Source organism: Lachnoanaerobaculum sp. OBRC5-5 (assembly GCF_000296385.1).
In the GTDB taxonomy this organism is placed as follows: Bacteria; Bacillota; Clostridia; order Lachnospirales; family Lachnospiraceae; genus Lachnoanaerobaculum.
In genome coordinates this window covers 734729-758913 of record NZ_JH815185.1, presented here as the reverse complement: position 1 = coordinate 758913, position 24185 = coordinate 734729, and the positions used below count along the sequence as shown (strand labels likewise).

Sequence of the window (24185 nt, the reverse complement as noted above, 5' to 3'; positions counted from 1 at the left end):
ATGTTTGAGTATCTGTCAAAATTAGAGTACCCGGGTAGAGGAATTGTACTTGGAAAGTCGGATGACGGTAAGAATGCCGTCTTTGCCTATTTCATCATGGGGAGAAGTGTAAATTCAAGAAACAGAATATTTGAAGTACATGGTGATGATATAAGTACAAAGGCTTTTGATGAAAGTCTGCTTGGCGATCCGTCTTTAATTATCTATTCTCCTGTAAGAGTATGTGATAAAAGTGTAATAGTAACAAACGGTGATCAAACGGACACGGTTTATGAATATTTAAAGACCGGTAAAAGCTTTGAAGATGCACTGTATACAAGAACTTTTGAACCTGATGCACCGAATTTTACACCGAGAATATCAGGACTTATTGAATTAAAAGACAGACTTAAACTTAAACTTTCTATATTAAAGAGTGATGAAGGGGATGAAAACCGGACTTTAAGATTTTTCTATAATTATGACAATGTAAAAGCAGGTGAGGGATTTTTGATTCATACCTATAAAGAAAATTTGGATCCTCTAAAAAGTTTTGAAGGTGAACCGAAAAAGATACAGATAACAGGAGATATAGATGAATTCAGCGATAAACTTTGGAACTCTCTTGATTCGGAAAATAAAATATCTTTGGCAGTCAGGTATATAAATTTGGAAACCGGTGAATATATACAGGTTATAAAGAATAAGTTGGAGGGTATGTAATGAAAGAGTTGATTTTAAAGTATGGCTGTAATCCAAATCAAAAACCTGCAAAAATTTTTATGGAAAACGGTGAGGAACTTCCCATAAAAGTACTTAGCGGAAATCCGGGCTATATTAATTTACTTGATGCCTTAAACGGGTGGCAACTTGTTTCAGAGCTGAAAAGAGTAAGCTCTTTACCTTCCGCAACAAGCTTTAAACATGTATCACCTGCAGGCGCTTCAATAGGACTTCCGCTTGATGATGTTTTAAAGAAGATATATTGGGTGGAGGATGAAAAACTTTCACCTCTGGCCTGTGCATATGCAAGAGCAAGAGGTGCGGACAGAATGTCATCATTCGGTGATTTTATCGCTCTGAGTGATGTTTGTGATAAAGAAACCGCTTTACTTATAAAGAGGGAAGTATCTGACGGTGTAATAGCGCCGGGATACAGTGATGAAGCTTTTGAAATACTTAAAGCAAAGAAAAACGGAAAATATAATGTTATTCAAATAGACGAAAACTATATTCCGGCAAAATCGGAAAAGAAGCAGGTCTTCGGTATTACATTTGAACAGGGACATAATGATTTGGATATAAGCATGAGCCTGCTTGAAAATATTGTGACAAAAAACAAAGATTTGCCTGAGAGTGCAAAACTTGATCTGCTTATATCTTTAATAATTTTAAAGTATACTCAGTCAAATTCCGTTTGCTATGTAAAAGACGGACAGGCAATAGGTATAGGAGCGGGGCAGCAGTCAAGAATACATTGTACAAGACTTGCAGGAAATAAGGCGGACAACTGGTTTTTAAGGCAGGCTGAATGTGTGCTTAATCTTCCTTTTAAAGAGGGAATAAAAAGAGCGGACAGAGATAATGCAATTGATGTTTACATAGGTGATAACAGCGTTGAGGAGCTTTTAACCGAAGGAATGTGGGAGCATATCTTTACACAAAAACCGGATGAATTTACAAGGGAAGAAAAGAGAGATTGGCTGAAGAATCTAAAGGGTGTAAGCCTTGGTTCGGATGCATTCTTTCCGTTCAGTGACAATATTGAAAGAGCAAAAAGAAGCGGTGTGGAATTTATTGCACAACCGGGAGGTTCTTTAAGAGATGATGCGGTTATAGAATGTTGTAATAAATATAAAATCACCATGGCATTCACAGGCATAAGGCTTTTCCATCATTAAGCATATTATTGAAAAAATTTATTGATTTAATATATATTTTATTATAAAATTTAAATAATCAATAGGTTTATAACAGTTTTTATTGATATTCCGGATATTATGGAGGGGTTATGGCAATATTAGTTACCGGTGGTGCCGGTTATATCGGAAGTCATACCTGTGTTGAATTGTTGAATGCAGGTTATGAAGTGGTTGTAGTGGACAATTTGGTAAATTCTTCAAAGGAATCACTTAAGAGAGTTGAAGAGATTACCGGAAAGTCTTTACGTTTCTATGAAGTCGATTTGTTGAACCAAAAGGCTCTTACAAATGTATTCAAAGAAAATAATATAGATGCAGTTATACATTTTGCAGGATTAAAGGCGGTTGGAGAGTCTGTATATAAACCGCTTGAGTATTATCACAATAATATTACAGGAACTCTTATTTTATGTGAAGTAATGAGAGAGTTCGGAGTGGAAAAGATAGTATTTTCATCAAGTGCTACAGTATATGGAGATCCTAAGATTGTTCCTATTACAGAGGATGCACCTCTCGGTGTTATAACAAATCCATATGGAAGAACAAAGGGAATGCTTGAGCAAATCCTTACAGATTTGCATACTGCAAATGAAAAGTTCTCAGTAATGCTTTTAAGATATTTCAATCCTATAGGAGCACATGAGTCAGGCAGAATCGGTGAAAATCCTAAGGGCATTCCAAACAATCTCTTACCTTATATCACACAGGTTGCCGTTGGTAAGCTTGTATGCCTTGGAGTATTCGGAAATGACTACGATACCAAGGACGGTACATGTGTAAGAGACTATATCCATGTTGTTGACCTTGCAAAGGGACATGTGAAGGCTCTTGAAAAGATGATGAAAGATCCGGGAAAGGTGGATATCTATAATCTTGGAACAGGTATAGGATACAGTGTACTTGATGTAATAAATGCATTTGAGAAAGTAAATGATTTAAAAATCAATTATGTATTTAAAGACAGAAGAGCAGGCGATGTACCTGCTTGTTATGCAGATCCTTCACTTGCGCTTAAAGAGCTTGGCTGGAAGGCTGAGAAAAATATTGAAGATATGTGTAGAGACTCTTTCAGATGGCAAAAGGCAAATCCGAACGGATTTGAAGAGGAGAACTCTGATATAGTAGTCAGAAAAGACGGTTCAGTTATTAAAAAATAAATATAAATTATCTGCCTTACGGAGTTTTCCGTAAGGCGGTTTATAAAGGAGATTATGCTTAGTAAAATACATACAGCAGGTCTTTTAGGTATCAATGCATTTCATGTCTGCTGTGAAACCGATATTGGTGACGGTCTGCCGGGAATTATTCTAATAGGTTCTCTATCCGGTGAAGTCAAAGAGGCGGCAGACAGAGTAAAGACCGCAATAAAAAATTCTAAATATTCTTTTTATCCCAAAAAAATCGTTATAAATCTATCCCCCGCAGAAATCAAAAAAGAAGGTTGTGGCTATGATTTACCTATTGCCATATCAATTCTTGAAGCCCTTGGAACAATAAAATCCGATATATTAAACAAATCACTCTTTGTAGGTGAGCTTTCACTGAGCGGTGAATTACTTCCTATAAGAGGCATACTGCCGATTGTTATATTTGCAAAAGAAAACGGCTTTGAAAATGTATTTCTTCCATATGATAATCTGGCAGAGGCAAATATAGTTACAGGTATTAAAAATTACGGTATAAAAAATCTAAAAGATCTGATTGAAATTCTAAACGGTGAAAAAACTTATTCGGAAAATATTCAAATACAAATCCCGGAAACAAAAGAATACAGTGATTTTTCGGATGTAAACGGACAGATATTACTAAAAAGGGCTGTGCAGATTGCTGTTGCAGGCAGACATAATATATTGTTCATAGGACCTGCAGGCACAGGTAAAAGTATGATTGCCAAAAGGATTCCCGGAATAATGCCCAATATGAGCGATGAAGAGGCTTTGGAAGTTTCAAAGATATACAGCGTATGTGGATTGCTTAATTCAAAAGAACCGGTATTAAAGATAAGACCTTACAGGGATCCTCATCACAGTGTTTCTCCCCAGGCACTCTCAGGAGGTGGAAGGATACCCAAGCCAGGTGAAATTTCTCTGGCACATAAGGGTGTATTATTTTTAGATGAGCTGGCTGAATTTAAGACAAATACGATAGAGGTACTTAGGCAGCCTATGGAAAATAAAACTGTAAGTATTTCAAGAGTAAATGCAAGTATTGAATATCCTTCAGATTTTATGCTGGTTGCGGCTACTAATCCGTGTAAATGTGGCTACTATCCTGACAGAAGTAAATGCAGTTGTAATGAGGCTCAGGTAAGAAAATATCTGTCACGAATATCAAAACCTTTACTTGACAGAATAGATATAACTGTTGAGACTTCGCTGATAAAATATGCGGAGCTTAAAGGTGATTTTAAAAATATAAGCAGCGAGGAAATAAAAAATTACATAGAAAAAGTAAGGCAGATACAGCTGAACAGATATAAAGATTATGGGTTTTCTTACAATTCAGAAATTCCGGCAGGTCTTATAAATAAATTCTGTGCTTTAAAAAAGAGTGATGATATTTTCCTATCTGACTTATATGAGATGAAAAAGATGAGTGTAAGGGGACTTCATAAAATATTAAAAGTTGCAAGAACTGTTGCAGATTTTAATGAACATAAAAATATTGAGCATGATGATATATGTGAGGCTATATCATATCGCTCTTTAGAAGATAAATATTGGTAAGGAGGAAATATGCAGATAAATAATATTTCAGACAGAGAAGCAATGTTTTTTCTGTCAAGTTTAGCAGAGCTCGGTTATGCTTCAAAGCGTGCTATATATGAGAACATTAAACCTTTATACAGTATTTTTGAAATGAACTTTGAAAATTTAAAGATGAAAGTAAAACTAAGTGAAAAGCAAATTAAGGCTGTTTTAGGATTAAAAACCAAACTAAATGAATTACATGAAAAATATATGTCTTTAGATGAAAGAAAAATAAAATTTATACTTCCGTTTGAAGATGATTATCCCAAAAAGCTTTTGGATTTAAGAGATTATCCCTTCGGCATATTTGTAAAAGGTGATATTCCAAGGCAGAGAAAGAGCGTGGCAATAGTGGGCAGTAGAGGTGCAAGTGAATATGGACTTGGAATGGCAAAGTTTATTGCACAGGAACTGGCTGCCAATGATGTGGATATAATAAGCGGTATGGCGCTTGGAGTCGACAGTATGGCACATGAGGGTGCTGTTATTTCTAAAGGAAAAACTTATGCAGTACTTGGCACAGGAGTAAATGTATGTTATCCTGATAGCAATTTTACTCTATACAATAAGTTATGTAGTGAAGGCTTTGGAGGTGTTATATCTGAATTTCCTTTGGGAACAAATCCTTTAAAGTTTAATTTTCCTATAAGAAACCGTATTATTTCAGGTCTGGCGGATATTACTGTAGTAATAGAAGCAAGACTTAAGTCGGGTTCACTTATAACGGCAACACATGCCATAGAACAGGGGAGAGAAGTATTTGCACTACCGGGAAGAATAACAGATTGTATGAGTCTTGGATGTAATAAATTGATATCCGACGGTGCCGGTATTATAACCTCACCTACGGATATTTTGGAAGCACTTGATCTTAATGTTGATAAAAAAATTCAAGTATATAATGAAAAAAACGCTAATATACTTGCAAAGAATGATAAAAAGGTTTATAGTTGCCTTGATTTAAAACCGAAATATATAGATGACATAATCAAAGAAAGCGCTTTAGATATCTCTCAAGTGCTTAGCTCACTTTTATTACTTGAATTGGAAGGTTTTATCGTACAAGTATCATCAAATTATTATTGTAAGAGATTAAGTTAGTAAGGGGTTAAAATGGCTGGAAGTTTAGTGATAGTGGAGTCGCCTGCAAAGGTAAAGACCATAAAAAAATATTTAGGTTCGGGGTATGAAGTTACGGCGTCAAACGGGCATGTGCGAGATTTGCCTAAATCCACAATGGGTATTGATGTTGAAAATGACTTTGAACCGAAATATATTACCATAAGAGGCAAGGGCGAGTTACTTGCTAAACTGAAAAAAGACGTTAAAAAAGCTGATAAAATATATCTTGCAACCGACCCTGACCGTGAGGGTGAGGCAATCAGTTGGCATCTGTCAAAGGCTTTAAAGCTTGAGGACAGTGAAAAAAAGGTATTTCGTATCAGTTTTAATGAGATTACAAAAAATGCAATAAAAGAGGCTATTAAGCATCCAAGAAATCTGGATATGAATCTTGTGGATGCGCAGCAGGCGAGAAGAGTATTGGATCGTATGGTGGGATACTCTATCAGCCCTCTACTTTGGGCAAAGGTAAAAAGAGGATTGTCTGCCGGTAGAGTGCAGTCTGTAGCTCTTCGAATGATATGTGACAGAGAAGCACAAATAGATGAGTTTATTCCTGAGGAGTATTGGACTCTTGAAGCCGAGCTTTTGACCGAGCACTCAAAAAAGGCTGTAAATGCCAAGTTCTATGGTAAAAAGAGTAAGCTTACCATAAACAATAAAGCAGAGATGAATAAAATATTAAAGGCATTAAAGGGTGCTTCATATGTGGTTTCAGAGATAAATGAGGGTGAAAGAGTAAAGAAGGCTCCGATTCCGTTTACAACATCTACCTTGCAACAGGAAGCCAGCAAAAAGTTAAACTATTCAACTCAAAAGACAATGAGGCTTGCACAGCAATTATATGAAGGTGTGGAAGTAAAGGGTAAGGGAACAATTGCTCTTATAACATATTTGCGTACAGACTCAACCAGAATAGCTGCCGAGGCAGATGCCGCTGCAAGAGAGTTTGTAGATAAAAGCTATGGACCTGAATATGTTTCAAAAAATGTTGTTACAAAGACAAATAACAATAATGTTCAGGATGCACACGAGGCTATAAGACCTACAGATGTGAATCTTACTCCGGCAATGGTTAAAGAATCTTTGCCAAGAGAGCTTTTCAGACTGTATCAGCTTATATGGAAGAGATTTGTTGCCAGCAGAATGGAAAATGCAAAGTATAAGACTACTTCAGTGAAGCTCAGTGCAGGAGATTATATCTTTACCATGTCAGGCTCAAAAATAGTATTTGACGGATTTATGAGTGTTTATACTGACGATGATGAAGAAAAGGTAAGTTCGGATGCTGTTATCGGAAAGCTTAAGGTAGGAGATGAACTTAAACTTGAAAAGCTTTTGGATGTACAGCATTTTACACAGCCGCCTGCACATTTTACGGAAGCAAGTCTTGTAAAGGCATTGGAAGAACAGGGAATAGGACGTCCGTCAACATATGCACCTACTATTACTACAATTCTTGCAAGACATTATATTGTTAAAGAGCAAAAAAATCTCTATGTTACAGAGCTTGGACAGATTGTAAACTCTATGATGGTTAACTATTTCGGGAGCATAGTGGATAAGGAATTTACGGCAAATCTTGAGCAGTTACTGGATTCTGTAGGTGACGGAAGTGTAAATTGGAAAACTGTTGTATCAAACTTTTATCCGGATCTTGAGTCGGCAGTAGAGCAGGCTTCAAAGGAGCTTGAAAATGTAAAGCTTGCCGATGAAGTTACAGATGTGATATGTGAAAACTGTGGAAGAAACATGGTTATAAAATATGGTCCGCACGGAAAGTTTTTAGCATGTCCGGGATTCCCCGAATGTAAGAATACAAAGCCGTATCTTGAAAAAATAGGAGTGAAATGTCCTAAATGTGACGGTGAAGTAGTAATAAAGAAGACAAAGAAAGGCAGAATATACTATGGTTGCAGCAATGCGCCTGAATGTGATTTTATGTCATGGAATAAGCCTTCTTCTATAGCCTGTCCAAAATGCGGCTCATATATGGTTGAAAAAGGAAATAAGCTCCTTTGTATGAATGAAGAATGCGGATATTCCGAGAATAAGCCAAAAGAAGAATAAATATTTAAAGTTAAACGACCGACTTAATAAGCCGGTCGTTTATTTACATACAAATACTTTACATTCTAAGTTATTTTATTTTTTCGACCATTTCTATTACTGTATCTATTACCTCATCAAAGCTGATTTCTTCAGCATATCTAAATCTTCTTTGATAGTTTTTCCATCTTATTCTAATATCTTTTTCCGATTTTAATTTGGATATTAGATTTATAATACTGTCAATTATAAAATCTGTACTTCTATGTTTAAAAGTATTTTGACATGCATTTCTTAACATATCATAGTTTATTTTTTCGCTTTTCAAGCGGTATAAAATATAAATATCATAAAAGTCCTTACTCCTACTGTTAAATACTCCCCTATAATAAACTGTATGAATTTTCTCAGCAAGAATAGTTTCTATATTGTATGCACATATTTTAAATAAACTGTCACTGAAAATGCTTTTATAATTATATGATATATCACTTGGTGTTATCGGGTCTCCGGTTGCTATATCAAGAGGAATAATCTGTCTAATATTTTCGAGACTACAAAGAACTGTAATTCTAAATCCTCCATACTCATCTTCTTTACGGATTTCTTCTATTTTTTGAATTGTATAAGTGATTCCGTTATCATACCCACTGCTAAGAATTTTTTCAAATCTTTGCTTTATATTTTCCTCTGTAAGCGTGAATTTTCTTATCAAAAAATCAATATCGACAGTACTTCTTTGCCTTATTCCTATTACATTAGAAAGTAGAAATCCACCTTTAAAAATAAAATTATTACTCTCATCACTTATTGATATTTTTTCTAAAATACTCTCTAAAAAATAGTGTGTTTGTATCAAATTAAAACTGAGTCCTGTTTCTTTTGAAAGCTTTTGACATAATGATCTAAGTTTATCTTTATTCATAGAGAATCTCCATAATTTTTTTTACTTTTTCATATATTTTCATTTTTTTAGAATATTCATAGAGTCTATTTAAATCTTTATATGAATATTTAATATACCTGTTAAGAGTTTTGGAAAGTAATTCTGTTTCCACTTCATTTCTATTTTTAATAAGATCACAAATAGTTCTTTCTAAATTGTATACTTTTACAGTATTTCCAAACATAGTTTGACAATCTGTTATACCCATATCGTAAATTTCTTTCTTTACATAGTGAATTCTAACGTTACTGTTTATTCTATGTTTATTGTATCCTTTATATACTGTGGCTTCAATTTCAAGTGGAATTATATCTGTAAATCCCTGAAGATATAAGGCGGACACATAAGAAAAAATAGCTACTGTATATCTATTTTGAAAAAAAGAATACTCATCATAATCACCACTTGAATTTATATAAATTCCTCTATCTATGCGAATCAATTCACCTGTTTTAACCATCCGTGTTAGATAAATAGTAGGTATGTTAGACCTTGTAAACTCTTTACTTGTTATTACACCGCCGTTATTTTTTAATTTTTCTTTTATTTTATTTATATAATCCATAGTATCCTCTGTTTTGTTGTAATTATGCTTACATTATATCGTTTGATAAGCACAAATGCAACAAAAATGGAACCCTGGATATCAAAAAAAGAGTGGGACTAATTTAAGCCACACTCTCAAATTTAAAATGAATACTTTATTATAGCTGCTTTGTTATTCCTTATCATCATCTTTTCTATCAAGATTTCTTATCTGTTTTGTTATTACAAGATATGCATATATTATTACAGGCATTACAATATCTATAAACAAGAATACAAAAAGCAATCTGATATTGTCTGAGAATATTGCAACAAGAACAGTTGAGATCAAGCTGAATATAAGTAAAAGTAAGATTATTATCGCAAAAAACTTTTTCATTTTCATATTAATTTTCCTCCAGACTTAAAGTCAGTTCTTCCCATTCGTTCATAAGCTTTTCAAGCTTTTCTTCCAGAGCTGTTTTTTCTTTTTGCAGTTCCATAAGCTTACCTACATTTGAGGAAATCTCAGGATTGGAAAATTCCTCATCGATAAGAGCAAGTTTTTCTTCAAGTTTTTCTATTTCCTTTTCACATTTGTTCAAGGCATTTGTTACTTTCTTTTTTTGAGCCTGTGCAGTCTTATTTTCAATCCATTCCTGTTTTGAATCTGAGATCTCCGTCGGTTTTTCTTCTATATTATTATTTGAAAGATTGGCTGCACCTTCTACCGCCTCTCTTTTTTCAATATAGTAATCATAATTTCCTATATAGTTAAGTAATCTGTTTCCTGTAAGATCAAGAATCCTTGTTGCGGTCTTATTGATAAAGTATCTGTCATGTGATACATAGCAAATAGTACCCGGGAAACTGTTTAAGGCACTTTCAAGTACATCCTTACTTAGAATATCCAAATGGTTTGTAGGCTCATCCAAAAGCAGGAAATTTGCTTTTGATAACATAAGTTTAACTAAAGATACTCTGCCTCTTTCTCCACCTGAAAGATCACCGATCTTTTTATACACATCCTCACCTGTGAAAAGAAAAGCTGCAAGTATGTTTCTTATTTGAGTATTGTTCATCTCAGGGTAAGTATCTGAAATCTCATCAAATAAAGTCTTGTCCATATGAAGTACCTGGTGTTCCTGATCATAGTACGCAATGGAAACATTTGAACCGTAGATTACTTCACCGGTATCAGGAGTTAAAAGTCCGTTTATAATCTTTAGGAGGGTAGTCTTTCCTGTACCGTTATCACCTATAATAGCGACTCTTTCCCCTCTTTTTATTTCAAAATTTATATTTGAAAAGAGATGCTTTTCATCAAAACTCTTTGACAAATCATGTACTGTAAGCACATCTTTACCGCTTTCTTTTGAAATATCCAAAGAGAGTCTCATATTTTCTATATGAGTTTTTGGAGCTTCGACTCTTTCAATCTTTTCAAGCTGTTTTTGTCGGCTCTCGGCTCGTTTTATCGACTTTTCTCTGTTAAATTGCTTAAGCTTTGTAATAACAGCTTCCTGATGTTTTATTTCCTGTTGCTGATTCAAATATTCCTTCATTTTGGCATCTAAAAGCATCTGCTTTTTTGCGGAGAAGTCTGAATAGTTTCCGGAATACATTTGGACTTCGGCGTTTTCAATATCTATGACCTTACTAACTATCTTATCAAGAAAATATCTGTCATGTGATACTATAATAACAGCACCCTTATAGTTTAGCAGATAGGATTCAAGCCATTCTATACTTCGAAGATCCAAATGGTTTGTAGGTTCGTCAAGTAATATAATATCAGGTTCCTCTAAAAGCAGTTTTGCAAGGAATACTCTTGTTTTTTGACCTCCTGATAATGTATTTATCTTTCTGTCAAAATCATTTTCATCAAATCCAAGTCCTTTTAAAATACCGATAACTTTACTCTTTGCGGCATATCCGTCCATCAGCTCATAACTGTGAGTAAGAGCGGTATATGAAGAATATAACTCTTCAAGTGCCTCGCCTGAAAGATGTTGCATCTGTTCCTGCATCTCTAACATTCTCTTTTCCATGTTAAGGATATGCTCTATAACTGTATATAGCTCATCTATAATACTTAATGTGGAATCTACATTATTTATCTGTCTTAAGTATCCGAGTTTTGCATCCTTTGCAAGTATAACATTACCGCTGTCGGCATGTTCCTCACCTGTAAGTATTTTTAGCAGTGTGGTTTTTCCGGCACCGTTTACACCGACAATGGCAACTTTTTCATGTTCATTGACTAAAAAATTTGCATCTTTTATTATCTCATTGCTTCCGAAAGACTTTGAGATATTTGTAGCATTTAAAATCAAAATTTGCCTCCTTAGTCATATAATCCACATAAGTATAGCTTAAATACATGCTTAAATGCAAGACAATTCATGATACAAATGAAGCCTTTATATGCTCAAAAACTTAATAAAATATATAATATTCACCATATATATCTGTATTGACATTTATATTAATAGATAATATACTAATTGTAGAATTCTTAACAAATGGAATTGCTGAGAATAATTTATAAATTAATATTTGGAACGGAATAAATATGGAAGAAAGAAAAATATCCAGAGCAGTCATTTCAAGACTGCCAAGATACTATAGATACTTAGGTGAGCTGTCAGAAGAGGGTGTCGAAAGAATATCCTCAAAAGAACTCAGTGAGAGAATGAAGGTTACTGCTTCTCAAATCAGACAGGATTTAAATAACTTTGGTGGTTTCGGACAGCAGGGATATGGATATAATGTAAGATATCTGTATAATGAGATCGCAAAGATTTTAGGAATTGATCGCCAGCATAATATTATAATAATAGGTGCAGGTCATTTGGGACAGGCTATTGCAAATTATGCAAACTTTGAGAGAAGAGGTTTTCTTATCAAAGGAATGTTTGATGTGGATCCTAATCTTTTCGGAAAAACCATACGTGGTGCAAGAGTGTATTCTCTTGATAACCTTGAAAAGTTTGTGTCTGAAAATGATATACAGATAGCTGCACTTACTATACCGAAGACAAGAGCAATGGAAGTTGCGGACAGACTTATAAAGTCGGGAATAAAGGCAATCTGGAATTTTGCACATACAGATTTGGTTGTACCTGATGATGTAGTTGTTGAGAATGTGCATCTTTCAGAATCTCTTATGAGGTTGTCATATAGAGTCAGTAATGTAGATGCTATTCCTTTTGAAGGGAAGTATGATTAGAGGGATCGGTACTGATATAGTCGAAATAGACAGAATATCAAATGCAATTAAAAAGGAATTTTTTTTAAAGAAGGCTTTCAATGATAGTGAAATAAATATGGCCGGAGGCAGAAACAGAGACAGTTTTCTAGCCGGAAATTTTGCTACAAAGGAAGCCTTTGTAAAAGCATTGGGAACAGGTTTCAGAGGTGTTGAACTTAAGGACTTGGCGGTACTCAGAGATGAACTTGGAAAGCCTTTTATAAAAATCTGTAATAATTTAAACAGACATTTACAAGGAATTGATGAGAATAAAATCCATGTATCCATAAGCAATACCGACTCATTGGCAATTGCACTGGTAGTAATAGAAACAGACTAATATGTGGAGATGGGGATATGAGAATTCTTGATGAAACTGCATTAAAATATATACCTGAAAGAATTAAGAATGCAAATAAAGGCAGCTATGGGCATGTTCTGGTTATTGCCGGAAGTAACGGAATGAGCGGTGCCGCATTTTTGAGTGCAATGGCGGCATATCGTTCAGGCGCAGGTTTGGTTAGAATACTTACGGTAAGTAAAAATCGTACAATTTTGCAAACACTTTTACCTGAAGCAATAATAACAACTTATGATGAGAGAGAAGCATATGAGAATAAGGAATGCTTTATAAATAAGATTAAGTCATGTCTTGATTGGTCAAGTGTAGTGGTACTTGGACCGGGACTTTCTACAGATTATTATGCTAAAATCATTGTAGAATATGTTTTGGCCGAATGTTATGTTCCTATGATAATTGATGCGGATGCTTTGAATATTATTGCAGCTGATACTACACTTACAAAGTATTATACAGATAATATCATTATCACTCCTCATATAGGGGAGATGTCAAGATTGATAGATGTTTCTATAGATGATATATTATCGGATCCCATAAAGTATGCCGAGGAATATGCAAGTAAATACGGTATTACAGTAGTTTTGAAATCTCATCAAAGTGTTATCGCCGCAAAGGAGGATACGTTTATAAATAAATCCGGAAGTGCAGCCATGGCAAAGGCCGGAAGCGGAGATGTTCTATGTGGTATAATTGCAGGCATGTTTTGTCTTGGCATTGATGATGATATGGCTGTGGCGCTTGGAGTTTTCATACACGGCATGGCCGGCAGTATTGCCGGTAAAAAATATGGAGAGCACAGTATTTTGGCAAGAGAAATTATAGATAATATAGGTGAAGTGCTTAATAGAAGGAAGAGAAATGGACTCATATAGACGTGCTTATGCAAAGGTTGATCTGGATGCAATAAAGCATAATTTAACAGTTACAAAAAAAGCTTTAAAAAAGAATATGAAACTGGCGGCAATTGTAAAGGCTGACGGTTATGGACATGGAAGTGTTCCCGTATCATTATATATAAAAGATATTGTAGACTTTTTCTGCGTAGCCACACTTGAAGAAGGTGTTAATCTTAGATACCATGGTATTACAAATCCTATTTTGATACTGGCATGTATTCCAAGAAACAGCTACAAAGAATCAATAGTATTTGATATAAGGGAATCGGTTTTTACACTGGATCAGGCTAAGAAAATAAATGAAGAAGCCGGAGAGCTTGGGAAAAAGATATCTATTCATATCGCAATAGATACAGGTATGAACAGAATCGGTTTTAAGCCCACAAAAGAGAGTGCAAACATTATAAAAGAAATAAGTGAAATGGGAAATATCGAGATTGAAGGTATTTTCACACATTTTCACAGTGCTGATGAAAGTGATCTTACGTCTGCAAAAGAACAGGAGAGCTTATTCAGGCAATTTTTGGATTTACTAAAGAGTATGGGAATAGAACCTCCTATAGTACATGCTTCAAATTCAGCGGCTATAGTAAACGGTATCGGTACAGACTTTGATATGGTGCGTTTGGGAATTACAATGTATGGTGTTGCACCTTCAAATGAAGTGAATTTGACCGACTTTGACTACAGGCCGGCATTAAGCATTTACTCAACAATTACATATATAAAGAGAATAAAAGCAGGTGAATGTGTAAGTTACGGCGCCACTTTTAGAGCTGAAAAAGATATGGACATTGCTACAATTTCCTTCGGATATGCAGACGGCTATCCCAGAGATTTGAGTAATAAAGGATATGTATTGATTAACGGAGTAAAATGTAATATTATCGGCAGAATATGCATGGATCAGACAATAGTAGACGTCAGCAATGTTCCAAATGTTAATATAGGAGATACGGTAGTTATTTTAGGAAAAAGCGATGGATACAGTATAACTGTAGACGAGCTCACAAAAGATTCAAACACTTTTTCCTATGAATTTATTTGCGGTATTAATAAGAGAGTACCGAGACTTTACTATTCAAATGGTGAATATGTTGGTAAAAAGGACTATATAAGAGATTTATACACTATGATATAGTCCTTAAAAGTTTTAGATATAAGATAAGTAGGAGTTTTTTCATGGACGATGCTCATTCGGCATTATTAATTATAATTTGTGTAATTGTATTATTTATAAATTTTTCGATTCATTCGTTTAATTCAGCTATAAATGAGCTGAACAGTTCGGATATTGACGAGGATAAAAACGGGGAAAGACTGAAGTTTCATATAGAAAATATCGGTAAAGTACTTTACTGTATGTATATAATAAATGTTCTTTCCGGAATATTTTTCGGATGGTTTTTTGTCAGATCGTTTTCATCCGGTATAAAATCAATATTATCAAATTTTTTACCCTTATCGGTATCCACAGTTTTTTCTATACTGATTGTATTATTACTGTTTTGTATATTTTTTGTTGTGTTCGGTATATCAATACCGAACAAGCTTGCAAGAAAAGCGTCTAAAAAAAGTGCTTATACATTTATGAACATTTCAAGTGTTTTGATTTTTCTTTTTTTGCCGGTTATTTATATTGTTGACAGCATTTCATATGTTATTTTGAAGGTGTTCGGACTTGATATAAAGGCACAGCTTGAAACTGTAAGTGAAGAAGATATAATGAGTATGGTAAATGAAGGCCACGAGCAGGGTATCTTTGAAGGTTCTGAAGCTGAAATGATTACAAATATCTTCGAGCTTAATGATAAGCAGGCAAGAGATGTTATGACACACAGAAAAAATGTTGTATTTATAAACGGTGAAGACAGCTTACAGACTGTAATTGATTTTATGCTTACTTCAGGTATCAATTCCAGATATCCTGTGTATGATGATAATATAGACAGCATAATGGGTATTTTAAATATGAAAGATGCGCTTATATGTGAAAATACGTCAGATTATCAGAATACTTCGATCAAGGATATACCGAATATTTTGAGACCGATTACATTTGTTCCGGAAAATAAAAACCTTGTTACATTGTTCAAGGATATGCAATCTCAGAAAAATCATATGGTAATTGTTGTGGATGAATATGGACAGACCTCAGGTATAGTTACTATGGAAGATATACTTGAAGAGATTGTAGGAAATATAATGGATGAATACGATGAAGATGAGGAGCTTATAAAAGAGCTTTCTGACGGTTCATTTATAATGAAGGGAATGACTCCACTGTCTGATATAGAAGATATTTTAAATATAAAATTTGATGAAGAGGAGTTGGAAAATTTTGATACTATAAATGGTCTTATGATATCAAGACTTGACAGGATACCGGAGGATAATGAGAAATTTGATATAATAATGTATGGCTACGAGTTTAAAGCCTTACATGTATCAAACAGAATGATCAATACCATTAAAGTAACAAAATTACAAGAGGATGAAAAGCTTAAGGAAGAATAAATTTTTTTTACCTTTAAAGATGTTTAAGGACAGGGAGTATCTCAGAAGAGTATTATATATAGCACTTCCGGTATCGTTCCAAACATTTTTAAAAATGATAGTAAATTTTGTAGACACTGTAATGATAGGAAAGTTGGGGGAGACCGCCATTGCAGGTGTAGGGTTGGCAAATAAATATTTCTTTGTTTTTATATTGTTGATATTCGGAATAGAAAGCGGTACCGGAGTATTGGCATCACAATACTGGGGAAACAATGATATAAAAAACATAAGAAAAGTACTTGGAATCGGACTGTTATTATCAATTACCGGTAGTATTATTTTTTCGTCTGTTGCATTTATTATGCCGGATAAATTGATGATGATATTTACAGAATCTGATAATGCGATTGCTATAGGTGCCGCTTATCTGGGTGTTGTATGTATTTCGTATCCATTTACTGCTGCAACCGATATATATGTATCTATAATGCGTGCAGTAGGAGAAGTAAAGGTACCGGTTATATCAAGTATTTTTGCAATTATAGTTAATATTATATTGAATTATATTTTGATATTCGGTAAATTCGGCATGCCTGTACTTGGAGTTGTAGGTGCGGCTGTTGCGACAGTAGCGGCAAGAATTTTTGAATTTTTATTGACAATTATACTTATATCAATAAAGAAATCACCTATCATATGTTCCGTAGCAAAGTTAAATCCGTTTTCAAGAGAGTTAATAACACAGTTTGGAAAAACGGCTTTACCTGTAATAATCAATGAATTTTTCTGGGGAGTAGGTACCACACTTTTTTCTGTAGCATATGGAAGAATGGGAGATGCCGCTATAGCTTCTATAACCATTTCAACTGCATTACAGGATTTGCTTGTAGTATCTTTCCAGGGAATTGCAATAGCAACAGTAATTATACTTGGAAATGAGATGGGAGCAAATAATCTTAAAAAAGCTAAAGAATATGGCTCATATTCTTATGTTTTAACTTTTTTAGTAGGACTTTTTGCATCCATACTTATTATGATATTCAGGATACCTTTCGTATCACTCTATAAAGTTTCCGATAATGTGATAGAGAATGTGAAGTTATGCCTTATGGTGTTTGCTTTTTTCTTCCCATTTAAAGCGATTGCAACTGTAAATATCGTAGGCATACTTAGAAGCGGAGGAGATACATTGGCTTGTCTGTTCTTGGATTTATCCGCAGTTTGGCTTATAGGTGTACCCATGGCATTTATTGGAGGATTATATTTTAAATTTCCAATTTATATAGTTTATGCAATGGTACTTTCATCGGAAGTTTATAAAGCATTGGTAGGATACATTAGATACAAACAGGGGAAATGGTTGAAAAACCTTGCCATAGAATTGACAGCAAATTAATTTCAGTATAAAATAGTTTTTTGGATTAGTAAATAAAGGAGATATTATGTCAGGACATTCAAAATTTGCAAATATTAAACATAAAAAAGAGAAAAACGATGCTGCAAAGGGTAAAATCTTTACTGTAATCGGAAGAGAGATAGCAGTAGCGGTAAAAGAGGGCGGACCTGATCCGAACAATAACTCAAGACTTAGAGATGTTATTGCAAAGGCAAAGGCAAACAATGTACCAAATGATACAATTGAAAGAGGTATTAAAAAAGCTGCAGGTGATGTAAACTCAGTAAACTATGAGCAGAACACTTATGAGGGATATGGTCCGAACGGTGTTGCAATAATTGTTGAGACATTGACAGATAACAAAAACAGAACTGCAGCAAATGTAAGAGCCGCTTTTACAAAAGGTGGCGGAAATATAGGAACACCGGGATGTGTATCATTTATGTTTGATAAAAGAGGACAAATTCTTATAGATAAGGAAGAGTGCGACATGGATGCGGATGAGCTTATGATGGCCGCACTTGACCTTGGTGCGGAGGATTTCAATGACGAAGAGGACAGCTATGAAATACTTACAGATCCTGAGAATTTCTCAGCAGTAAGAGAAGGACTTGAAAAGCTTGGTGTACCAATGGCAAATGCTGAAGTTACCATGATACCTCAAAACTGGGTTACACTTTCAGATGAAGAAGATATCAAGAAGATGAATCGTATCTTGGATCTTTTAGATGCGGAAGATGATGTACAAAATGTATATCATAGCTGGGATGAGTAATATGACATTACCAAATGATCCGGTGATGTTATTATCACTTATAAATACAAAGCTCAGAGATTATAATTCATCATTGGATGATTTTTGTAAAGAGTATGATTTGGATAAAGAGTATATTACAGAAAAGCTTTCAATGATTGATTATCATTACAATGAAGAAAGAAATCAATTTATATAATTCTATTTGTTAATATTTTATATTGCTTATATTATAATTATAAAGTAGTATTTAAATAGTTAGTAATTGCTAATTGTTTAAATACTATTTTTTATTTGAAGGAGGATAAGAATGACAGTTTATAAGGTGAAAGAAATTTTAAAAAAGTATAGTATATTTATTATTGCCATACTTAATTTGTTAATGTTTATTATAAGTTGTATAGTATTTTATTGGTCCGGATATATTCGTGATCAATATAATATAATGAACGATGGAGAATACTTTGATACTTCTTATTTAATTTGTATTGTTATAATTGAGATATTTGTATTTTCTTTAATATATTTTTTAAGACAATATAAATTGGGAATATATAAAGTATTTTATTTATTGTATATAGTTTTACTTATATTGTTTGTATCTAAAACTATAAATTGTATTATATACTATAACAACTATATAGTAGGTAAGTACATATAAATAACTATTCGCAAAACTCAAGTTTAACGAATAGTTATTTATATATAATATAGAGAGTTAAATACCTGTAACTCTCTATATTTGTTCTTACTGTTTTGCCAACTGCAATAAAACTGCATTTATTATTGCCGCACATACATTGCTTCCGCCCTTATTACCGTCACATATTATTGCAGGTATATTACTTTGTTTTACAAGTTCCTTGGCTTCTATTACATTTACAAAGCCTACAGGCGCTGCAATTATAAAATCAGGCTTATATTTATCTAACAGTTCATTGATTCTTATAAGGGCTGTCGGTGCATTTCCTACAGCAAACACTATAGGAATTTTTTTACCTGTTAAAGCTTCCTTTTCTTTATGCATTTGATATGCCAGATCTATTGCCGCATTTGCTCTTGTTGTTTCATTTTTCTTTGCAAACTCAATGGTTTTTTCATCAGCTATAAGGCATAAAGGCTCAATACCGAATTTTCCGGTCAATATACGCTTATTTATACCGCTAAGTGCCATATTCGTATCTGTAAATATCATTGCATCAGATCGTATACAATCCTTTAATCTTTGCAATGCATTATTTTGAAAAATAACATTATATTGATAATCAAAATCCGCTGTGGTATGTATTGTTCTTTTTACAACCAAAAGTTCGTCTTCTGTATAGAATTTTAATCTGTTTTCATCCATCCTTGAAGTAAGGATCTCAAAACTTTTCTTTTCTATATCTTCAGGTTTTACTTCTAACATAAAACTCCTTTTCTCTGTTTATTTTTCAGATTTAACAAGTATATCCATTATTGCATCTATATCTAAGGATTCCTCGATCAAATCTGCAAGTAAATCATATTGTGACTCTTTGTAGGTGTTAAAATCATTGATTTTAGTATCAGATGTAACTTTTTTGGAATTCTTCTTGGATAATCCTCTGATAATTGCATCTACAAAATTGTCATTTTCAAATATACCATGTATATAGGTACCCATTATATTCTTATTTACAAAACCGCCGTTATCGGTGATATCTGACTTTGTAAAAGGTATTTCATTGTGCGATATTGTACTTCCCATATGTATTTCATATCCGATTATACCTGAATCGTACAAAGTATCTATAAAATCCGGATAATTTATTATTTCGGTCTCGGTTTGCCTTGTGGTCTTATTTTTAGAAAATACAGTGCTGAAGTGTAAAAGTTTCAAACCCGTTTCACTTCCGCCTTCTTCCACACCATATTTATCTATAAGATCATTTCCAAGCATTTGAAATCCGCCACAAATTCCAATCAGATTCTTCATTTCAAGATTATCGTGATTAAATCCCATACTCTTCAACCATCTAAGATCGTATAAGGTATTTTTTGTACCCGGAATTATGATAAGGTCTGCATCTTCCATCTCCTTTGGAGAGGTAATATATTTCATTACAATTTCTTTTCTTCTGCTAAGAGGATTAAAATCTGTAAAATTTGAAATATGAGGCAGTTTAATAACAGCAATATTTATCTTATTTGTATCAAATATTACATTTTCGGTATTCAGTCTTTCAGATAGAGAATCCTCATCATCTATATCTATTTTTCTCATCGGTATAACACCTAAAACAGGTATATTTGCATCTATCTTTTTAAAATGTTCGGCAAGCATTTCAAATCCCGGCGTAAGCAGATTCTTATCACCTCTGAACTTATTAATCACTATACCTTTTATCCTGTTTTTAGCATCATCATCCATCAAAGCTACTGTACCGTAGATAGAGGCAAATACACCACCTCTGTCTATATCAGCTACCAACAGTACGGAAGAATTTACAAGCTTTGCAAGACCCATATTTACTATATCATTTTCGTTCAGATTTATCTCGGCAGGTGAACCTGCACCCTCAATAACTATAATATCATATTCTTCACAAAGCTTATTATATGCTTCGAGAATATATGGTATAAATGCACGTTTATTCTTATAATAATCCGAAGCGCTCATATTGGAATGCACCTTACCGTTTAATATAACCTGACTTCCTGTATTTGATGTGGGCTTTAAAAGAATCGGATTCATTTCCACTGTAGGACTGATTCCTGCCGCTTCGGCCTGCATTACCTGGGCTCTTCCCATTTCCATTCCTTCTTTTGTTATATAGGAATTCAGAGCCATATTTTGTGATTTAAAAGGTGCTACTTTAAATCCTTTTCTTTTTAATACTCTGCAAAGTCCGGCGACCAAGAAACTTTTTCCGGAGTTTGACATAGTACCTTGAACCATTATAACCTTTGCCATATATTACCTCCCGATAAGTTTTCTTATTGTGTCTGCCAATATCTTATTCTCAGAGTTTGTTTTGACAGCAACTCTAAAATAGGTATCATCCATTCCTATAAAGTCTGAACAGTCTCTGACTATAATACCTGACTCAAGCAAATCTCTTGAGAGATTATTTTTATATTTGCAAAGAAGAAAATTAGCTCTTGACGGAAAGGTCTCTATTCCAATCGAATTGAGTTTATTTTCTAAAATACTCTTTTCACTTTGTATTTTCAAAATAACCCGGCTCATATCCTGTTTTAGAGAAAACTTTGCGGCTTCAAGAGCCAAAGTATTTATATCCCATGCGGGAGTGAGCCTGTTTAATTCTTTTATTAAATCCTTATTCTCCGTTAAAAGATAACCGAATCTAAGTCCGGGAAAAGCAAAAAGCTTTGTAAGAGATCTTAGTACAGCCATGTTTTTATATTTTGAAAGCATCGATATTTGTGAATACTTATCTCCATTTTCTACAAATTCTAAAAAGCATTCATCAAGTAAAACAAATATATTTTTTGCTTCACAAAATTCAAGTAATATTTGCAACAAATCATCTTCTATCAAATATCCGGTTGGGTTATTTGGATTTGTAAGTACTAAAATATCCGTATTATCTGATAATGTATTAAATATACTGTTACTTATCTTAAGGTTTTCCATATTGTAATAGGTAATATTTCCTGATACAGCTTCAGCTGCCAATCTGTAAGATTCAAAGCTTGGTACAGGTATGCAGATATCAGACTTCTTATCAAAGGCTTGAAAAAGCCTAAATATAATACTGTTTGCACCATTTCCAAGATAAATATTCTCTTCACTTACATTATGCTTTTTACCTATCAAAGTCTTTATTTCGGAGTAATCCTGATTTGGATAATGTTCTAAAATATCTATGGACTCTTTTAAAACTTTTTTTAACTCCAAATCAAGGCCGTAGGGATTTATACTTGCAGAAAAATCTATATATTTTTTCCCTGTTTTTGCAAACTCTAAAAGCCTACCCCCGTGCATCTTTTGCCTCTCTGTACTCATGGCTAAAATGCTTATCATAAAGCTTACTGAGCTCAAATTCATCGGCTAAGAATCTTCCTACATAAACAAGGGCTGTTTTATTAATATCCGCACTCTTAACTTCCCCTGCAATTTTTTCTAAAGTTGATATTATGATTTTTTGATCAGGCCAACTTGCCTTATATACTACTGCCGCAGGTGTATCGTTAGGGTATGAAGTCATAAGTTTATTTGCCAGCTCTTCAATACTTGCAATACTTAAAAATATTGCCATACTGGCCTGTATTTTTGCAAGATTTTCAATGCTCTCAGCCTCAGGCACAGGTGTCCTTCCTGCCATTCTTGTAAGTATCATAGTCTGTGTAATACCTGGCAAAGTAAACTCTCGTTTCAGTGCCGCAGCGCCTGCAAAAACAGAGCTTACACCGGGAACAACTTCATATTTTATTCCTTTTTTGTTAAGAGCCACCATTTGCTCTCTGATAGCTCCATACATAGCAGGATCACCTGTATGAACTCTGGCTATACTCAGTCCTTTATCATATGAGTCAAATATTATTTCCAGCACTTCATCAAGACTGAGAGATGCTGAATTTATCAACTTTGCCCCTTCTTTAATATCTGTAAATAATTCTTTATTAACAAGAGAACCCGTATAGATAATAATATCTGAATTATCTATTATTCTCTTTCCTTTTATTGTCAAAAGCTCAGGATCGCCTGCGCCCGCACCTATAAAATAAAGCATACTATGCCCCCAATTATCAAATTTATTATCAGCAAAACCAAATAAGAAAGATACGTAATATTATTTAATATTACAATATCATCTGCACTTACATGTTCATTGCCGTCGCCAATACTTCTTTTTTTAACTAATTTACCGAAATAATATGCATCACCAAGCAGTTTAGTATTAAAAAAACCGGCAATTACACTTTCAGTTTGTCCTGCATTAGGACTTGAATGAATATATCTGTATTTAAAAAATGCATGTACTGAATTTCTAAACATTTGAGTATTATTTTTAACTAATGATACAAAAAATATCACTATCAAAAGTATAAAAGCAGAAAATCTTGCCGGTAAAAAATTAACTACATCATCAAGTTTGGCCGCCGTTTTACCTATATAAAAATATTTTTCATCCTTATAGCCGATCATTGAATCCATTGTATTTACAGCCTTGTACACAATAGGAAGCACAAAAATCAGCCATGAGAATTTCATATCTGAGCATATAGCAATCACAGCACCTAATGTGGCATAAAACCATGGAGCGACAATTCCGTCCGACATATTTTCTGCCACTGTCTCTATAACCGCTTTAGTTATCTGTTCAAAATCAAGACAGTCTGTATCTCTTCCTACTATCATGGAAAGAAACTTCCTCGACTCATCTATATTACCTGATCTTATTGCATGATAGACCTTCATACTCTCATAACGTAAAGATGCCTTGGCAAATATTTGAAAGAATAAAAAGCACTCTAATACAAAGCCTAAATAGAAATTTATTCTATAAATAACTATATCAATAAAATATGCCAAATATCCCCAAAACAGTATATTAAAGAGAACGATAAGAAATCCGGCAAATAACAGCCCGGATTTCGACTTGAATTTTTTTCTGAAAAACTTCTCAAGTACTGAAATGCTGCTTCCAATAAATCTAACTATATGTGGCAATTCATGAAAATCTCTAATAAAGAAATCCGCTATAAAACCGGAAATAAATGCCAAATAATGAATCATTTTTA

Annotated in this window: 23 protein-coding genes; 14 read left to right on the top strand and 9 right to left on the bottom strand. The window is 33.8% G+C overall.

The genetic code is table 11. The annotated features are described in order from the left end of the window. The 6 genes from HMPREF1135_RS03450 to topA all read left to right on the top strand — a co-directional run bounded on the left by HMPREF1135_RS03450 (position 1) and on the right by topA (position 7843). Positions 1-702 carry an IMP cyclohydrolase gene (locus HMPREF1135_RS03450; RefSeq protein ID WP_007592036.1) on the top strand — a complete coding sequence of 234 codons (702 nt, stop codon included), beginning with the start codon at positions 1-3 and terminating at the stop codon, positions 700-702. Continuing rightward, positions 702-1880: a phosphoribosylaminoimidazolecarboxamide formyltransferase gene (locus HMPREF1135_RS03445; protein WP_007592034.1), complete on the top strand. Its 1179-nt coding sequence runs from the start codon at positions 702-704 to the stop codon at positions 1878-1880. Before HMPREF1135_RS03450 ends, HMPREF1135_RS03445 begins: the two co-directional genes overlap by 1 nt. Positions 1881-1990: 110 nt before the next feature. After that, the gene (gene galE / locus HMPREF1135_RS03440; protein WP_007592033.1) at positions 1991-3058 is read left to right on the top strand and encodes a UDP-glucose 4-epimerase GalE; all 1068 of its coding nucleotides are present in this window, start codon (positions 1991-1993) and stop codon (positions 3056-3058) included. A gap of 54 nt (positions 3059-3112) precedes the next feature. After that, entirely contained in the window at positions 3113-4627 is a 1515-nt protein-coding gene (locus HMPREF1135_RS03435) for a YifB family Mg chelatase-like AAA ATPase (protein WP_007592030.1), read from the top strand. A gap of 9 nt (positions 4628-4636) precedes the next feature. Further along, positions 4637-5752 carry a DNA-processing protein DprA gene (gene dprA, locus HMPREF1135_RS03430; protein ID WP_007592028.1) on the top strand — a complete coding sequence of 372 codons (1116 nt, stop codon included), beginning with the start codon at positions 4637-4639 and terminating at the stop codon, positions 5750-5752. Positions 5753-5764: 12 nt separating this feature from the next. Continuing rightward, a complete protein-coding gene (gene topA, locus HMPREF1135_RS03425) occupies positions 5765-7843 on the top strand; it encodes a type I DNA topoisomerase (RefSeq protein WP_007592026.1) in 2079 nt (692 codons plus the stop codon). A 70-nt stretch (positions 7844-7913) separates the two neighbouring features. On the opposite strand, the gene HMPREF1135_RS03420 is transcribed toward topA, so the two are convergent. The 4 genes from HMPREF1135_RS03420 to abc-f form a co-directional block, all read right to left on the bottom strand. Continuing rightward, on the bottom strand, positions 7914-8747 hold the full coding sequence (locus HMPREF1135_RS03420) for a nucleotidyl transferase AbiEii/AbiGii toxin family protein (RefSeq protein ID WP_007592023.1): 834 nt from the start codon (positions 8745-8747) through the stop codon (positions 7914-7916). Continuing rightward, the gene (locus HMPREF1135_RS03415; RefSeq protein ID WP_007592021.1) at positions 8740-9333 is read right to left on the bottom strand and encodes a type IV toxin-antitoxin system AbiEi family antitoxin domain-containing protein; all 594 of its coding nucleotides are present in this window, start codon (positions 9331-9333) and stop codon (positions 8740-8742) included. The genes HMPREF1135_RS03420 and HMPREF1135_RS03415 overlap by 8 nt, the downstream gene beginning before the upstream one ends. A gap of 153 nt (positions 9334-9486) precedes the next feature. After that, positions 9487-9699, bottom strand: coding sequence for a hypothetical protein (locus HMPREF1135_RS03410; protein ID WP_007592019.1), 213 nt, complete (start codon positions 9697-9699; stop codon positions 9487-9489). Position 9700: 1 nt separating this feature from the next. Then, positions 9701-11629: a ribosomal protection-like ABC-F family protein gene (gene abc-f / locus HMPREF1135_RS03405; protein WP_007592018.1), complete on the bottom strand. Its 1929-nt coding sequence runs from the start codon at positions 11627-11629 to the stop codon at positions 9701-9703. 239 nt (positions 11630-11868) lie between these two features. Between abc-f and HMPREF1135_RS03400 the strand changes: the two genes are divergently transcribed. Genes HMPREF1135_RS03400 through HMPREF1135_RS03365 form a run of 8 tightly spaced genes read left to right on the top strand, consistent with a single transcriptional unit; the run spans position 11869 to position 18654 of the window. After that, a complete protein-coding gene (locus HMPREF1135_RS03400) occupies positions 11869-12525 on the top strand; it encodes a redox-sensing transcriptional repressor Rex (RefSeq protein WP_007592017.1) in 657 nt (218 codons plus the stop codon). Further along, a complete protein-coding gene (gene acpS / locus HMPREF1135_RS03395) occupies positions 12518-12886 on the top strand; it encodes a holo-ACP synthase (RefSeq protein WP_007592016.1) in 369 nt (122 codons plus the stop codon). The genes HMPREF1135_RS03400 and acpS overlap by 8 nt, the downstream gene beginning before the upstream one ends. A 17-nt stretch (positions 12887-12903) precedes the next feature. Then, positions 12904-13782: an NAD(P)H-hydrate dehydratase gene (locus HMPREF1135_RS03390; protein ID WP_007592014.1), complete on the top strand. Its 879-nt coding sequence runs from the start codon at positions 12904-12906 to the stop codon at positions 13780-13782. After that, complete coding sequence (gene alr / locus HMPREF1135_RS03385; RefSeq protein WP_007592013.1) at positions 13769-14947, top strand: alanine racemase; 1179 nt, start codon at positions 13769-13771, stop codon at positions 14945-14947. The genes HMPREF1135_RS03390 and alr overlap by 14 nt, the downstream gene beginning before the upstream one ends. A 41-nt stretch (positions 14948-14988) precedes the next feature. Beyond that, positions 14989-16323: a hemolysin family protein gene (locus tag HMPREF1135_RS03380; RefSeq protein WP_007592011.1), complete on the top strand. Its 1335-nt coding sequence runs from the start codon at positions 14989-14991 to the stop codon at positions 16321-16323. 19 nt (positions 16324-16342) lie between these two features. Continuing rightward, the gene (locus HMPREF1135_RS03375) at positions 16343-17701 is read left to right on the top strand and encodes an MATE family efflux transporter (RefSeq protein ID WP_007592009.1); all 1359 of its coding nucleotides are present in this window, start codon (positions 16343-16345) and stop codon (positions 17699-17701) included. Between the two features lie 46 nt (positions 17702-17747). Continuing rightward, positions 17748-18476 carry a YebC/PmpR family DNA-binding transcriptional regulator gene (locus HMPREF1135_RS03370; protein ID WP_007592007.1) on the top strand — a complete coding sequence of 243 codons (729 nt, stop codon included), beginning with the start codon at positions 17748-17750 and terminating at the stop codon, positions 18474-18476. 1 nt (position 18477) lies between these two features. Further along, positions 18478-18654 (top strand): DUF4250 domain-containing protein, encoded by a 177-nt coding sequence (locus HMPREF1135_RS03365; RefSeq protein WP_007592005.1) that lies wholly within the window; start codon positions 18478-18480, stop codon positions 18652-18654. Positions 18655-19203: 549 nt separating this feature from the next. Here the strand turns inward: HMPREF1135_RS03365 and HMPREF1135_RS03355 are convergent. Genes HMPREF1135_RS03355 through cbiB form a run of 5 tightly spaced genes read right to left on the bottom strand, consistent with a single transcriptional unit; the run spans position 19204 to position 24180 of the window. Next, positions 19204-19863, bottom strand: a complete 660-nt coding sequence (locus HMPREF1135_RS03355) for a precorrin-8X methylmutase (protein WP_007591991.1) — start codon at positions 19861-19863, stop codon at positions 19204-19206. A gap of 18 nt (positions 19864-19881) precedes the next feature. Further along, positions 19882-21390, bottom strand: coding sequence for a cobyric acid synthase (locus tag HMPREF1135_RS03350; RefSeq protein WP_007591989.1), 1509 nt, complete (start codon positions 21388-21390; stop codon positions 19882-19884). Positions 21391-21393: 3 nt separating this feature from the next. Continuing rightward, positions 21394-22425 carry a pyridoxal phosphate-dependent aminotransferase gene (locus HMPREF1135_RS03345; protein ID WP_007591987.1) on the bottom strand — a complete coding sequence of 344 codons (1032 nt, stop codon included), beginning with the start codon at positions 22423-22425 and terminating at the stop codon, positions 21394-21396. Beyond that, the gene (gene cobM, locus HMPREF1135_RS03340) at positions 22412-23173 is read right to left on the bottom strand and encodes a precorrin-4 C(11)-methyltransferase (protein WP_007591986.1); all 762 of its coding nucleotides are present in this window, start codon (positions 23171-23173) and stop codon (positions 22412-22414) included. Before cobM ends, HMPREF1135_RS03345 begins: the two co-directional genes overlap by 14 nt. Next, positions 23158-24180, bottom strand: a complete 1023-nt coding sequence (gene cbiB / locus HMPREF1135_RS03335; RefSeq protein ID WP_007591985.1) for an adenosylcobinamide-phosphate synthase CbiB — start codon at positions 24178-24180, stop codon at positions 23158-23160. Before cbiB ends, cobM begins: the two co-directional genes overlap by 16 nt. Between the last annotated feature and the right edge of the window lie 5 nt (positions 24181-24185).

What these genes read in the sequence shown, in the direction of transcription:
- HMPREF1135_RS03450 (WP_007592036.1), top strand. Translation starts at nt 1, where the DNA reads ATGTTTGAGTATCTGTCAAAATTAGAGTACCCGGGTAGAGGAATTGTA.
- HMPREF1135_RS03445 (WP_007592034.1), top strand. Translation starts at nt 702, where the DNA reads ATGAAAGAGTTGATTTTAAAGTATGGCTGTAATCCAAATCAAAAACCT.
- galE (WP_007592033.1), top strand. Translation starts at nt 1,991, where the DNA reads ATGGCAATATTAGTTACCGGTGGTGCCGGTTATATCGGAAGTCATACC.
- HMPREF1135_RS03435 (WP_007592030.1), top strand. Translation starts at nt 3,113, where the DNA reads ATGCTTAGTAAAATACATACAGCAGGTCTTTTAGGTATCAATGCATTT.
- dprA (WP_007592028.1), top strand. Translation starts at nt 4,637, where the DNA reads ATGCAGATAAATAATATTTCAGACAGAGAAGCAATGTTTTTTCTGTCA.
- topA (WP_007592026.1), top strand. Translation starts at nt 5,765, where the DNA reads ATGGCTGGAAGTTTAGTGATAGTGGAGTCGCCTGCAAAGGTAAAGACC.
- HMPREF1135_RS03420 (WP_007592023.1), bottom strand. Translation starts at nt 8,747, where the DNA reads ATGAATAAAGATAAACTTAGATCATTATGTCAAAAGCTTTCAAAAGAA.
- HMPREF1135_RS03415 (WP_007592021.1), bottom strand. Translation starts at nt 9,333, where the DNA reads ATGGATTATATAAATAAAATAAAAGAAAAATTAAAAAATAACGGCGGT.
- HMPREF1135_RS03410 (WP_007592019.1), bottom strand. Translation starts at nt 9,699, where the DNA reads ATGAAAATGAAAAAGTTTTTTGCGATAATAATCTTACTTTTACTTATA.
- HMPREF1135_RS03400 (WP_007592017.1), top strand. Translation starts at nt 11,869, where the DNA reads ATGGAAGAAAGAAAAATATCCAGAGCAGTCATTTCAAGACTGCCAAGA.
- acpS (WP_007592016.1), top strand. Translation starts at nt 12,518, where the DNA reads ATGATTAGAGGGATCGGTACTGATATAGTCGAAATAGACAGAATATCA.
- HMPREF1135_RS03390 (WP_007592014.1), top strand. Translation starts at nt 12,904, where the DNA reads ATGAGAATTCTTGATGAAACTGCATTAAAATATATACCTGAAAGAATT.
- alr (WP_007592013.1), top strand. Translation starts at nt 13,769, where the DNA reads ATGGACTCATATAGACGTGCTTATGCAAAGGTTGATCTGGATGCAATA.
- HMPREF1135_RS03380 (WP_007592011.1), top strand. Translation starts at nt 14,989, where the DNA reads ATGGACGATGCTCATTCGGCATTATTAATTATAATTTGTGTAATTGTA.
- HMPREF1135_RS03375 (WP_007592009.1), top strand. Translation starts at nt 16,343, where the DNA reads ATGTTTAAGGACAGGGAGTATCTCAGAAGAGTATTATATATAGCACTT.
- HMPREF1135_RS03370 (WP_007592007.1), top strand. Translation starts at nt 17,748, where the DNA reads ATGTCAGGACATTCAAAATTTGCAAATATTAAACATAAAAAAGAGAAA.
- HMPREF1135_RS03365 (WP_007592005.1), top strand. Translation starts at nt 18,478, where the DNA reads ATGACATTACCAAATGATCCGGTGATGTTATTATCACTTATAAATACA.
- HMPREF1135_RS03355 (WP_007591991.1), bottom strand. Translation starts at nt 19,863, where the DNA reads ATGTTAGAAGTAAAACCTGAAGATATAGAAAAGAAAAGTTTTGAGATC.
- HMPREF1135_RS03350 (WP_007591989.1), bottom strand. Translation starts at nt 21,390, where the DNA reads ATGGCAAAGGTTATAATGGTTCAAGGTACTATGTCAAACTCCGGAAAA.
- HMPREF1135_RS03345 (WP_007591987.1), bottom strand. Translation starts at nt 22,425, where the DNA reads ATGCACGGGGGTAGGCTTTTAGAGTTTGCAAAAACAGGGAAAAAATAT.
- cobM (WP_007591986.1), bottom strand. Translation starts at nt 23,173, where the DNA reads ATGCTTTATTTTATAGGTGCGGGCGCAGGCGATCCTGAGCTTTTGACA.
- cbiB (WP_007591985.1), bottom strand. Translation starts at nt 24,180, where the DNA reads ATGATTCATTATTTGGCATTTATTTCCGGTTTTATAGCGGATTTCTTT.